The sequence below is a fragment of the Sphaerisporangium melleum genome (genome assembly GCF_014646695.1).
GTDB classification, from domain to species: Bacteria; Actinomycetota; Actinomycetes; order Streptosporangiales; family Streptosporangiaceae; genus Sphaerisporangium; species Sphaerisporangium melleum.
Window position 1 is genome coordinate 46,583 of the sequence record NZ_BMNT01000005.1, and the last position, 13,062, is coordinate 59,644.

Consider the following 13,062-nt stretch of genomic DNA (forward strand, 5'->3'; position numbering starts at 1 on the left):
GGCGTCCGGCCTGCCTGCGCGAACGCCTGCCGGTGCTCCTCGGGGACGCCCGTTCCGACATCCGTACGATGCCGCCTCCGCCTCCGGGAAACCCGGAGAACGCGAGGCGACGGCGGCCGGGCACGAGCCCGGCCGCGGGCGTCGCGGCCGTGGCCGGGTCAGGAGGCGGTGGCGGTGAGCTTGGTCAGGGCGGTGCGCAGGCGGTCGATGGCGCGTTCGCGGCCGAGCACCTCGATGGACTCGAACAGCGGCAGCCCGACCGTCCGCCCGGTGATCGCGACCCGGACCGGCGCCTGCGCCTTGCCCAGCTTGAGGCCGTGCGCCGCGCCGACCTCCTCCAGGGCGGTCTTCAGCGACTCGGGGTCGAACGACACCGTCTCCAGCCTGTCGAGATAACCGGCCAGGATCTCCTCGGCGCCCGGCTTCATCGCCTTGTCCCAGCTCGCCTGGTCGAAGACCGGCTCCTCCAGGAACAGGAAGTCGACGTTGTCCCGGATCTCCGACAGCAGCGAGATGCGGGTCTGCGCCAGCGGCGCGACCTTGGCGAACGTCTCACGCCCCCACGAGGGGTCGAGGTAGGGCTCGCAGCGGGCGATGAACAGCTCCGGCGACAGCGCCCGGATGTACTCGCCGTTGAACGCCCGCAACTTCTTCACGTCGAAGAACGCCGGAGAGGGGTTCACGTCGGAGAGCTTGAACAGCGGCACCATCTCCGACCACGGCATGATCTCGCGGTCGCCGCCCGGCCCCCAGCCCAGCAGCATGAGGTAGTTGACCATGGCCTCGGGCAGGTAGCCCTCGTCGCGGTAGGACTCCAGCGCCACCTTGTCGCGGCGCTTGGAGAGCTTCTGCCGCTTCTCGTTCACGATCACCGGGATGTGCGCCCACACCGGCGGCGTGGCGCCGAGCGCCTCCCACAGCAACTGCTGCTTGGGCGTGTTCGACAGGTGCTCCTCGGCCCGGACCACCTGCGTGATGCGCATCTCCATGTCGTCGACCACGTTGGCCAGCACGAACAGCGGCGAGCCGTCGCTGCGGGCGATGACGAAGTCCTCCATGGCCTGGTTCGGGAACTCCACCCGGCCGCGGACCAGGTCGTCCACCACGGTGACGCCCTCGTCCGGAGTACGGAAGCGGACCGCGCCCTCGCTGAGACCGCGGTCACGGCAGAACCCGTCGTACCCCTGGTGCTCGGAGCCGGTGCGCGCCTTGACGTCGTCCCGGGTGCAGGTGCAGTGGTACGCCCGGCCGTCGGCGATCAACTTGGCGACGGCGGCGCGGTGCTGCTCCTCGTAGGCCGACTGGAAGTAGGGGCCCTCGAAGTACGGGGAGTCGCCGTGGATGCCGATCCAGGCGAGGGCCGAGATGATGCCCTCGGTCCACTCGGGCCGGTTGCGGGCGGCGTCGGTGTCCTCGATGCGCAGCACGAAACGGCCGCCCGACTGCTCGGCCAGCGCCCAGTTGAACAGCGCGGAACGGGCGCCACCGACATGGAACATGCCGGTCGGCGAGGGGGCGAAGCGGACGCGGAGCGCGGGCTCGTGCGTTTCAGTCACGGGGAACCACCCGGTTGGTGAGAGTGCCGATGCCTTCGATGCCGACGCTGACCTCGTCGCCGTCCTGCAGCGGGCCGACCCCCTCCGGCGTGCCGGTGAGGATCACGTCGCCCGGGATGAGCGTCATGACGTCGGTGATGTAGGCGATCAGCTTGGGGATGTCGTGGAGGAGCTGGGAGGTGCGCGCGCTCTGCTTGAGCTCGCCGTTCACGGTGGTGGTGAGGGCGAGGTCGGCGGGGTCGAGCTCGGTCTGGATCCACGGGCCGAGCGGGCAGAAGGTGTCGAAGCCCTTGGCGCGGGTGTACTGCCCGTCCTTGCGCTGCAGGTCACGGGCGGTGACGTCGTTGGCGCAGGTGTAGCCGAAGATGACCTCGTGGGCGCGCTCGGCCGGCACCTCGCGGCACAGGCGGCCGATCACCACGGCCAGCTCGCCCTCGTAGTCGACCCGCTCGGAGAGCTTGTGCGGGTAGGCGATCGCCTCACCGGGGCCGATCACCGAGGTGGACGGCTTGCTGAAGATCAGCGGCTCGGCCGGGGGCTCGCCGCCCATCTCGCGGGCGTGCTCGGCGTAGTTCTTCCCGATCGCGATGACCTTGCTGGGCAGCATCGGCGTCACGAGACGGACTTCCTGCAGCGGGTAGCGCTCGCCGGTGAACTGGATCGACCCGAACGGGTGCCCGTCGATCCGGGAGACGAACTCCTCACCCTGAGCGCCTTCGACCACGCCGAACGCGACACCCTCACCTGTGGAGAACCTTGCGATACGCACCCCACAAGGCTAGTGCCGCCCGCCGCCCCTCGCTGACACCGCCACCAGCGCCCCACCTACAGGGCACCGGCGAGTGGCCCGGTCATTCCTCGGCCCCCGTTTCCGCGAGCGGATCGGGCAGATCGGGCAGGTCCGCGATCGAGAAGTCCGCCGCGCAGCAGGCCAGGTGTCTGGTGATGACCTCGTTCAGCTCGGCGGACTGGGTGGCACGCGTCAGCGCCTCCGCCAGCTCCTCATGGGTCGGACTGAGCGAGACGAGGGTCCTCATCGTCGCCGGGACCGGTTCGCCATGATCACTGAGCATCGACTCCATCAGTGCCGTACGCGACGCGGAGGCGTCCGGCCGGTGGCCCAGCGCCTGCACGGCCAGCAGCCGGATCAACATGTCTCTCTTGGTCTGAGCGCTTTCGGTCCGAGCGCACTCGATCAGCGCAGCACGTACCGCGGCGTCCTCGTTCAGCTCCTTCAACACCAGAAGGGCGCTGATCTGCATGTCGATGGACCCGTGGGTGGCGGCGGCGATCAGTAGCCGCCGCGCCTCGGGCTCGTCGGCCAGCTCCGCCAGGACCGTGATCGCCGCGGCCCTGCTCTCGCGTCGTTCGTCGACGGCCATCGCCAGGATCATGTCTCGCACCAGGGGGTCGCCGGCCGCTTTGCTCAGAGCGGTCACGGCGGCCCGCAGAACCTTGTCTTCGGAGTCGGCGCAGAGTCCGATGAGTGCCGTCCGGACGTCGGGGTCATGGACGGCCCCGGCCAGGGCCTGCGCCGCCGCGGCGCGTATCTCGCCGTCCTCGTCGGCAACGCACCGCAGCACGGCCGCGCGCACGCCGGGATCGGCGACGGCGCCGACGGCCGCGCGCAGGGCGATGGCGCGGATCTCCGAGTCCGCGTCGGCCACCGCTCGCGTCAGCACGTCCCGCACAGCGGGGTCGTCCGGTGGCGCGTGACCGAGTGCGGCCACCGCGGCCGCACGAAGCGCATGATCGGCACCGGTCGCGTACCGCAAAAGGAGGGCCAGTCCGCCGGGGTCACCGGCCACGCCGGGAAGATGGCCCCGGGCGACGATGGCCGGCTGGTCATGATCCGTGTCCCAGATCACGCTGTACTCGCTCCTGGTCCAGCGCAGGATCGACGGGAGCACGTCGGGCTCGTGCGCGATGCCGCCGAGTGCCCGCGCCACGGCGGTCTGGACCTCGGTGGCCGCATCGGCGACCCGGTCCAGCACCGCCCGGCGGACCGCCGGGTCGTCCAGCATGCCCGACAGCGCCGTCACCGCGGCGGCACGGGCTCGCCAATCCTCATCGGCCGTCGATTCCAGCAGCAGGGGCGGCACAGCGGGGTCGTCCAGGGCCCCCGCCAGACCCGCCACCGCCGCGGCGCGCACCTCACCTCCCGGTTCCATGGCATGGCGCAGCAGCGTGGCACGGTGGTCCGGGTGGCCGAAGAACCGCTGGAGGGCTTCCCGCGTGAAGCGCAGCACCAGCGGCAACGCGCCAAAAGGCCCATCGTCTCCGTCTGAAGAGGGCCGTCGACGGGAGTAGTCCGCCTGCACCATCCTCAGCAAGGCATTCAGCAGCCGGCGGTCACCCGGGAACAGCGCGACGGCGATCCCCGCCGCCAACTCCGCGGCCGGTCTCCAGGGCTGGTGCGCCCCACGCCGGAGGAACCATGCCAGGTAGCCCTCGCGTCCCGGCCACGCCGGGCCCAGAGTCTGGACGGTGGTCAGGATCTGCATGCCGAGCACCACGGTGAACAGGTTCCGCGCATTGCCGCCGTGCTCCAGTACCTGCACGATACGTACGATCGCCCGGCCGCCCGCCTCCTCCAGTTCGGCCGAGGGGCGTTTCTCCTCCAGGCACTGGGCGGCGAGGATGACGTTCCACGGCAGACCGTCGCCGGAGATGGTCCAGGGCCAGGGCCAGTTGACCTGGTCGGCCAGGTAGGTGACGATCTCGGCGGTGCGGGCGTCGGTGACCATGCCGGCGATCAGGCGCAGCACCTCGCGCCAGGCCGGGTCGTCCCAATGCGCGCCGAACACCTCGGTCTTGAGTTCGTCGAGGCTCAGTGTGCCGTCGCGTTCGAGCTGCCAGCGGTACGCCTCGGCGCAGAAGTACTCCAGCAGGGCCCGGTGCACGAACCCGTACACCTCGGTGCCGTACCGGCTGAGGATGAAGTTGCGCTCGCGGAACTGGCGGATCATCACCCGGGCGATGCGCGTGGCCTCGGCCGGCGGGTGGCGGAACCGGGTCGTCAGGTAGTCCTCGAACTCCTGCCGCAGTTCCTCGGCGGTCAGGTGGTTGCCCCCGGTCCCGCCCCGGCCGCCGAGCTGCATGCGCAGGGCGACCCGGCGCAGCAGCTCGCCCTTCTCCTCCTCGCCGATGTGGTCGACGTGCATGCTCTCGTCGCGCAGGTAGCGCTCGACGTCCCAGCGCTGCACGAGCACCGTGGCCGCGTATTCGTAGACCTTCCAGCGTTCGCGCGGCAGCTCCTGGTGCCGTCCGATGATCGCCAGGATGGTCAGCAGCAGCGGGTTGCCCGCCATCTCGCGCACCGACCGGATGTTCTGCACCGCGTCCGCGATCCGCTCGGTACGGCTGACCGCGTCGGCGGGGCGGTCGTGCAGCGCGAGGTGGTACCAGGAGGCGAGGAAGGACCTGACCTGGTCGGGGTCGAGGTCCTGCAGGGTGGCGTGGGCGAACCCGGCGTCCGCCAGGGTGGCCTTGGCGTAGCCGATGATCCGCGAGGTGACCAGGACGCGGGCCGAGGGGTACCGCTCGGCGAATCCGGCGATGCGCCGGGTCACGGTCGCCCGCTCCCCGGGGTCGAAGATCTCGTCCAGGCCGTCGAAGACGACCAGCGCGGGCCCACCGGCACCGAGGTAGGCGTGCAGGTCGTCGCAGGTCAGGCCCAGCGACTCGGTGCGGCATAGGTGGTCCAGGTAGTCGAGGAACGTCGCGCGGCCCGACCCCGCGTAGGACTTCAGCTCGACGAGCAGCGGCAGGTGCCCCTTGAAGGCCGGCAGTTCGGCGCCGGCCCCGGCGAGCGCGAGCATCAGGTAACGGGCCAGGGTCGACTTGCCGGCACCCGGGTCGCCGAGCAGCACGGTGTTACGGGCCTCACCGCCGGTGAGGAACTCCAGCACCTTGCGCCGGGGGCGCTCCCGGTAGGCGGTGGCGAGGCGGCGGACCTCCTCGCGGTCGACATGGTCGGGAAGATCACGCGCATCGAGGTTCCCTTCGGCGCGGATCCACTGCCACAGCTCCTTGGGCAGGTCCAGCGGCGGCACGTCCTCCCGGACGTCCTGCTCCACGAACACCGAGCCGAGCGCGAAGCGCATCTCGTCGGCGTACCGCGGCGGGGTCAGCGTCTCCAGGTCCAGCCTGCTGTACTGCCGGATGAGCCGCTGGTAGTAGGCCCGCACGGCCTCGGAGTCGAGGTGCGTGCCGGACGGCAGAGCGGGTCGTTGATCGCCGAGCGTGAGGTGGACGGCCGCCGCGACCTTGCGACCCAGCTCCTCCGGAGAGGTGAAGAAGCTGATGATGTGCTTCCCGGCGAGTTCGGCACGCAGGGTCTCGATGCGGGTGAGGTCGTCGTCCATCTTCGATCGCGGCCAGGGGGCGTCCTCGTGCAGCAGGAAGATCAGCACGGGTTTGCCGGCCTCGACCGCCGCCCGGTACTCCATTTCGGTGATCGCCCGCTTGTGGCCGGGCGGGACGTGGCCGTACCGCCAGGCGAAGATGCCGATGTAGATGTCGCAGTCACGCACGTCCGCCAGGCATTTCTCCGCGGCGGGACGGGTGCCGGCGACGTACGCCTCCATGGCGAGGTCCGCGACGCGCATCTCGTGCAGCGCCTGCCGTACGGCCGCGCGTTCGTCCCGCAGATCTCGGTAGGTCGAGGAGACATATGACTTCTTCATCACCGATCGCCCTAACCCGATTCCCCCGAGTTCCCGAAAAACCGCACGCCCGAAATCAACCTCTCGGAGGTCTCGCCCCCGGCCGACCCCGTACAGCCCCTCCCACGTCGGCACCGCCGCCCGCCGCCCTGCTCAAAGGCCGGAATTCCCCCGATCTCCGGCGCAGCACGAGTATCCCGGAGAACGCCCACCCATATCGCAGAAACCGAACATCAGCCGGTGCCGGAGCCGGCACTTCGAGAAAGCCGGCCACCCGCACCCACCGGGACCACGAGAAGCGAGCAGGAGGGGGGCCTCCAAGCCAGATGGGGCCGGGGCGGGTGGCTTCCGCGAGGGCGACGGGGGCGGATCGTAGGGTGGCTGTGCCGGGTCAAGGCCCCACCGCGTTCCGCGCGCGTGCGGCCGTGGGCCTGGCTACAACGTCACGTGGCGAGGGAGTTGGACATGTCGGTTGTGAAGATCAATGTGCTGACCGTGCCTGACGAGATGCGCGAGGAGCTCGAACGCCGGTTCGCGGGGCGGGCGGGGATGGTGGAGTCCTCGGACGGTTTCGAGTGGTTCGAGCTGCTGCGCCCCCTGGACGGCACCGACCGGTACCTGGTGTACACGCGGTGGCGCAGCGAGGAGGACTTCCAGCGCTGGCAGCAGAGCGCGGCGTTCCAGCGCGGCCACGCCCAGGCCGCCGGCGACGCCGCCGCCCAGGGCCACGGTCACGGCCAGGGGCACGGTCACGGGCAGGCCGCGGGCCATGGGCACGGCCAGGGCCCGGCCGCGACCGACTCCGACCTGTGGACCTTCGAGGTCATCCAGAGCACCGGCCACAAGCAACCCTGACCGGCCATCCCCCATCACGGGGCGGCAGCGGCATCGCCCTGACCGCTCCTGCCACGGCGGGCACTCCTCCGGTCCGCGCCCCCCGCGTCCGACCTGCCGGCCATCGGGCACGGAGGCGACCGTGGCCGCCTCGGGCCGGAGAACGTGTTGAGCGCCTTGGACCACCCCGTGGGTGTCTGAAGCCGTCCACGGGGCGTGATCGAGCGTCATCCTTACGTGTCGGTGTATTTCTGTGGGAGACGGTGAGTCTCCGGATGCGGCCCGGTGGATGGACGACCGGCCCGCGTAGGGTGTGGCGCGCGGCGACCGGTCTGGGACGGACCATCGCGCGTCGCGCCGGCCGCCGGCAGGTGGCGGCGGTGACCGGGGCGGCGACGGCGCTCGGCGTGCTCCTGCTCGCCCTCCGGGTGGGCGTGCCGCTCTCCGTGGATCTGCTGATTCCGAGCTTCGGCTGTGGCGTCCTGCTCAACGCGATAAGGGCGACGGCCGTCCGGCTGGAGGGGGTCGGCGACCGTCCGGTGGGCACGGCCGGGTGTGTACTGCTCCTCGGCTCCGCCGAAGGGGTGACGGTCGTCGTGGACCGCCGAGGGGCCGTCTGGCGCGTACCCGCCGACCTCGCCATGACGACCTCCACCTGCCCGTGACGCCTCGCGAAGCTGCGAGGGGGGTGGGCATCTGGTTGTAACGATGTGGCTGAGGGGACTGCTGCGGCTTGACCTGTTCGTCAGGAATCGGACAGCATGATCCGCCCCCCATCATCGGTCACGGAAGGAACTGGCGTGCGCCGCCGGACACGAGCCCTCGGTCTTCTCACCACCCTCCTCCTGACCGGGGGCGGCATTCTGCACGCGGCCCCCGCGTCCGCCACCCCCGCGCAGGCCTCCGCCGGGACGTCGGCCGTGAAGCGCACCGCCGAGTGTCAGGGCGACTGGCTGCCCGCGACGCCGACCTCGGCGCAGGTGATGTCCGGCGAGGTGCAGTTCCTCGACCTGCCGCCCGTCAAGATCGGCCAGGCGATCAACTGGCGGTGGAGCCCGTACAAGAACCGCTCGTGGGACATGGTGTTCTCCTCCCTGCGCTGGGTGGGCCGCCTGGTGGCCGACTACGAGACCTCCGGGGACGACAAGCTGCTCGCCCGCGCCACCGAGCTGATCAAGAGCTGGGTGGAGAGCAACCCGCGGGGCGGCTCCGGGGCCAGCCAGTACGCCTGGCAGGAGCACCCGATCGCGCTGCGCGCGCCCGTGCTGGTCTGCCTGAGCCGGCACGTGAAGGCGTCCTGGCTGACCGGCAGCCTGGTGGACCACGCCAGGATGCTGGCCGATCCGGCGCTGTACGAGAAGGGCCACAACCACGGCCTGGACCAGGACATCGCCCTGCTGCGCATCGGCTGCCGCACAGGTCACAAGGAGTGGAGCGAGCTGGCGATCCGGCGGATGACCGGGTCGGTGAAGCTCGACATCGATTCCCAGGGCGCGCTGCAGGAACAGGCGCCGCGGTACGGCATCTATGTGCACGAACGACTCAAGGTCGGCATGGAGGCCATCGAGGACTGCGGCCGGAAGGTGCCCGCCGAGATCAAGAAGCGCTGGGCGACGCTGGAGGGGTACATCACGCACGCCACCGAGCCGAGCGGGTTCATGGTGCCGATCGGGGACGGCGGCGCCGACGTCAAGCCGGCCGGGTACGAGCACCCGAAGAAGACCGTGCAGGTGTTCCGGGCCGGTTACGTCTTCGGGCGGACCAAGTGGGACGAGCCGGGGTCGGCGTACTACTCGATCAGGTTCGGCCCCGGGCTGAAGTTCCACGGGCATGAGGACCACATGGGCGTGACCTACTACGCGCAGGGCCACGACGTACTGGTGGAGGCCGGGTTCCACTCCTACGAGCGCAGCGCCTACCGCTACTGGACGATGTCCCCGGAGGCGCACAACGTGCCGGTGGTCGTCGGCAGGCCCTTCCGGGGCCGCACGGCCACCTCCCTGGTGGGCTCGTCGGTCAAGGACGGGCGGCAGGTGTACCGCTTCGCCGACAAGGCGTACGGCGTGCGCCGTGACCGCACGGTGCTGGTCAACCATGGGGACGACCTGATGGCCGTGCTCGACACGGTGCCGGCCGGTGAGCGGATCCGCGGCTACTGGCATCTGGACCCGGCGCTGACCCCGGTGTCCACCAGCGGCGGCCGGGTCGTGGTGAAGGACAAGGCGGGCTGGAAGGCGACGCTGGTGCAGCTCGCGATGCCGTCCTGCACGCCGGTCGGCGGCCAGTCGGTGGTGCGCGGCCAGACCGGCCCGTACCAGGGCTGGGTGTCGCCTTCGTACATGGGCAAGGTGCCCGCCTCGGTGGTGGTCTCGCCGCCGGCCGGGTCGCTGCTCACCGTGGTGGTCCCCGGCACCGGCGACCCGGACGTCACCTGCTCGGGCGGGCGGGTGACGGTCACGACCTCCGACGGCGCGACGTCCTTCCGCGCGACGGCGGGCAACCTGTCCTGACCGCGTGACGCCGGGCGCGGCGCACGGTGGCCGGCGTCACGCGGGCCGATGGACCGAAAGCCCGGGATAGGCCGCACCGGAAATACGAAAAGCAGGTCTCCTCCAGGGCCACCACGCTGCGTACACCGCCGTATTCGATTCGGTGCCACAGAATCCGGAATTCCCTGACGAGGTGCACACCATGCGGACCAGGCGATAATGGCATTTTTGTGCCGCCGCAAGAACTCCGGCACCGGGCACTCCAGGTCATGACCTGGACACCTTTTATCCGCTGGCAATAACACGGCCTAATTTGTTATAAATAGGAGATATGAGACTTCGGATTCCGGAGGTCCCTCTGTTGCGTCTCTTACTCCCCTCACCTGAGACTACGCCGATCGGCTTCGTGCCCCCGACCTCGCTCGCCCGTCCGGCGCGGTGACGGCCGAGTCCGCTCCGCGAAACAGAACGATCCTGCTGGCCGAGAGCCGCACACTTCTCCGGGTCGGCCTGCGGCAGGTCGTCCAGACCGCCGGCGACATGGTGGTGGCCGGCGAGACGGTGGACTTCGGCGGCACGGCTCGCGGCATCCGGGATCTCTCTCCCGACGTCGTGGTGATCGGCTCACTCACCGACTGCGTCACCTCGGTCGGCGCCGTGGGCAAGCTCGCCGCGAAGCCGCCGGCGTCGCCGCCCCGGTTCCTGGCCCTGGTCGACACCTGGGACCTGGAATCACTGGAGATGTCCGAACCCAACGTCGGCGGTCTGATGTTCACCAGCGCCTCCGCCGAGGAGTTGCTGGCCGCGATCCGCATGCTGTGCGCCGGGTACTCCTTCACGGCGTCGGCGGCACAGCACAGCGAGCCGCGCGCCGACCAGCCCGAGCAGTCCCGGACCCCACCGGCCGGCGAAATGACCAGCCGGGAGATCGACGTGCTGCGCCTGCTCGCCCGGGGCTACACCAATGCCGAGATATCCAGGGAGTTGTCGCTGAGCGAGAGCACCGTCAAGTCCCATGTACAGAATGTGCTGCACAAGAAGCATCTGCGTAACCGCGCACGTGCCGTGGTCTACGCGTACGAGACAGGGCTGACGAAGGTCGGCGAGAACCTCACCACATTGTTCCCGTGAGGTGTGGCCCGCCTTCCCCGGCCCGTGCACGGGACGCCGGCGACGTGCCACCGCGAAGGAGCGGCGGCACGCGCCCGTTCCGGGGTGGAGGCGGGCACGCACCGGCCGCCCACGACCGCGCGCCGGGCGCCGTGCCTCCGCCGGGCAGTCCATTCACACGCTCATTGGCACTTTCGCAAGATCCGGGCGGTTGCCACGATGGCGATCCATGACTACCTCTGGCGGCGGGCCGGGACGCCGGCGCGGCATGATCGGCGCGGCGACCGCGATGTTCTGCGTCGGCACGTTGACCGGTGTCTCCCCCGCCCTGCACGAGTACCCGGTGTACGGCGGGCAGGCGGTGCGCTACGCGGCCGGCGCGGTCCTGCTGTTCGCCGTCGCCCGGGCCAGGCGGCTGCCGCCGGTGCGGCCGAACGGACGCGAGCTGCTGCTGGTCACGCTCCTCGCCCTGGTCGGGCTGGCGGCGTTCAACGTGTTCATCGTCGAGTCGACCCGGTACGCCGATCCGGCGACGGTGGGCACGATCGTGGCGACCGTGCCGATCATCCTGGCGGTGGCCACGCCGCTCATGGACCGGCGCAGGCCGACCCCGCACGTCGTGGCGGCGGCCGTCGTGGTGGCGGTGGGAGCCGCGGTGACGATCGGCCTGGGCGGCGCGACCTTCATCGGGGTGCTGCTGGCGCTCGGGGCGCTCGGCGGCGAGGTCGGCTTCTCCCTGCTGGCGATCCCGCTGCTGCCGAAACTCGGCGCGATACGGGTCGCCGCGTACTCCGCGGCCATGGCCGTGCCGCTGCTGCTGGTGACCGGGTTCGTCGTCGACGGTCCCGCCATGCTCCGGGTCCCCACGCCCTCGGAGGCCGCCGCCTTGGCCTACCTCGCCGTGGTGGTGACGGCGTTCGCCTTCTTCTGCTGGTACGACGCGCTGCCCCGGCTCGGCGCCGAGCGGGCCGGCCTGTTCTCCGGGTTCCTGCCGCTCGGCACCATCGTGGCCACGCTGCTGCTGGGCACCGGCCGGCCGGGCTGGCCGGAGTTCTTCGGCGCGGGGCTGGTCATCGCGGGCCTGCTGCTCGGGCTACGTCCCACGCCGGTCGGCGCGCGCGGCGATCACACCGGCCAAGCGGAGCAGGGGCGCCGTCATGGCGGTGGTGGCCAGCGCCATGAGGACCAGAGCGACGAAAAGCCGGTCGCTCAGCAGCCCTAACGAGAGCCCGAGGTTCAGCAGCACGAGTTCGGTCAGTCCGCGGGCGTTGAGCAGTACCCCCAGCGTCCCCGAGTCCGCCCAGCTCAGCCCGGAAGAGCGGGCCATCAGCATCGGCCCTGCCAGCTTGCCGGCCAGCGCCACGGCGGTGACGAGCAGGGTCACGCCGATCAGCGCGGCGCTGAGACCGTCGCGCCAGACGTCGGTGCGCAGTCCGGTACCGACGAAGAAGAACGGCAGTAACAGGGCGCCGGAGAGCGCGTTGATCCGCTCGGCCTGGCGGGCGATGACCGCGGGCGGGCAGCAGAAACCGAAGATGAACGCGCCGAAGATCGCGTGAATGCCGATCGCCGAGGTCACGGCCGACGACAGCAGCAGACCCACGATCAGCGCGAGCAGGCGCGCCCCCTCGCCGTACCCCTCGATGGCGGCGAACAGGCGTGCCAGCAGGCGGCGACCCGGCCCGGCCATGAACGCGCCGTACGCGACGACGAGAACGACGGTCAGGGCGGCGCGGGCCGGGCTGTCCTGGCCCGCGACGGCCGCCATCGCGGCGATCATGCACCAGGCGACCACGTCCGCGATCGCCGCGCACAGCATGCTGAGCCGTCCGACCCGGGTCCGGGTCATGCCCTTCTCGTCCAGGATCCGGGCGAGGACGGGGAAGGCGGTGATGGAAAGAGCGGAGCCGAGGAACATCGCGAAGACGACCGGGTCCGCCCTCGGCCCGGCCCAGGCGGGATAGAGCAGCACCGCCAGCAGCGCGCCGCCCAGGAACGGGCCCGCGATCCCCGCCTGGGCGATCGACATCGCGGTCCCGCCGTGGCCCTTGAGCGGGGTCCGGCGGCTCTCCTGGCCCACCACGAACATCAGGGCGATCAACCCGATGTCCGCGAGCCCTTGCAGAACGGGGCGGATCTCGATCGGGAACAGCCAGTCGCCGGCGGCGGGGAAGACGGCGCCCAGCACCGAGGGGCCCAGGCAGAGACCGGCGAAGATCTCGCCGACGACCGGCGGCTGTCCCACTCTCCTGGCCAGACCGCCGAACAGCCGGGCGGCCAGGATGACGACGGCGATCGCCACGAAGAGCCGGACGGTGTGGTCGGCCGGCCCCCCGGCCGCCGGACCGGCCGCGGGCGCACGCGCGGAGGACATGGCGAGCGCCACGAGCAGGCCGAGTGCGAGCA

At 70.9% G+C, this 13,062-nt stretch carries 8 protein-coding genes and 1 pseudogene; 5 read left to right on the forward strand and 4 right to left on the reverse strand.

The window, feature by feature from the left end; genetic code table 11:
- Positions 1–158: 158 nt before the first annotated feature.
- From gltX to IEY93_RS05620, 3 genes are all read right to left on the reverse strand, one after another.
- Positions 159–1,556 (reverse strand): glutamate--tRNA ligase, encoded by a 1,398-nt coding sequence (gltX, locus tag IEY93_RS05610; protein ID WP_189161878.1) that lies wholly within the window; start codon positions 1,554–1,556, stop codon positions 159–161.
- Complete coding sequence (locus IEY93_RS05615) at positions 1,549–2,325, reverse strand: fumarylacetoacetate hydrolase family protein (protein WP_189161879.1); 777 nt, start codon at positions 2,323–2,325, stop codon at positions 1,549–1,551. Before IEY93_RS05615 ends, gltX begins: the two co-directional genes overlap by 8 nt.
- A gap of 82 nt (positions 2,326–2,407) precedes the next feature.
- Positions 2,408–6,244 carry a DUF4062 domain-containing protein gene (locus tag IEY93_RS05620; protein ID WP_189161880.1) on the reverse strand — a complete coding sequence of 1,279 codons (3,837 nt, stop codon included), beginning with the start codon at positions 6,242–6,244 and terminating at the stop codon, positions 2,408–2,410.
- A 444-nt stretch (positions 6,245–6,688) separates the two neighbouring features.
- Here IEY93_RS05620 and IEY93_RS05625 point away from each other — a divergent pair, with 444 nt between their 5' ends.
- The 5 genes from IEY93_RS05625 (at position 6,689) to IEY93_RS05645 (ending at position 11,878) form a co-directional block, all read left to right on the forward strand.
- Positions 6,689–7,078: an antibiotic biosynthesis monooxygenase family protein gene (locus tag IEY93_RS05625; protein ID WP_189161881.1), complete on the forward strand. Its 390-nt coding sequence runs from the start codon at positions 6,689–6,691 to the stop codon at positions 7,076–7,078.
- Positions 7,079–7,437: 359 nt separating this feature from the next.
- On the forward strand, positions 7,438–7,722 hold the full coding sequence (locus tag IEY93_RS05630) for a hypothetical protein (protein WP_189161882.1): 285 nt from the start codon (positions 7,438–7,440) through the stop codon (positions 7,720–7,722).
- Positions 7,723–7,857: 135 nt separating this feature from the next.
- Positions 7,858–9,567 (forward strand): heparinase II/III domain-containing protein, encoded by a 1,710-nt coding sequence (locus tag IEY93_RS05635; RefSeq protein WP_189161883.1) that lies wholly within the window; start codon positions 7,858–7,860, stop codon positions 9,565–9,567.
- A gap of 417 nt (positions 9,568–9,984) precedes the next feature.
- On the forward strand, positions 9,985–10,677 hold the full coding sequence (locus IEY93_RS05640) for a response regulator transcription factor (protein ID WP_189161884.1): 693 nt from the start codon (positions 9,985–9,987) through the stop codon (positions 10,675–10,677).
- Between the two features lie 208 nt (positions 10,678–10,885).
- Positions 10,886–11,878 (forward strand): DMT family transporter, encoded by a 993-nt coding sequence (locus IEY93_RS05645; protein ID WP_189161885.1) that lies wholly within the window; start codon positions 10,886–10,888, stop codon positions 11,876–11,878.
- Here IEY93_RS05645 and IEY93_RS37860 read toward each other — a convergent pair.
- Positions 11,858–13,030: pseudogene (locus IEY93_RS37860) on the reverse strand (cation:proton antiporter domain-containing protein); the annotation flags it as partial. The gene IEY93_RS05645 and the pseudogene IEY93_RS37860 sit on opposite strands and share 21 nt — an antisense overlap.
- Positions 13,031–13,062 lie beyond the last annotated feature (32 nt).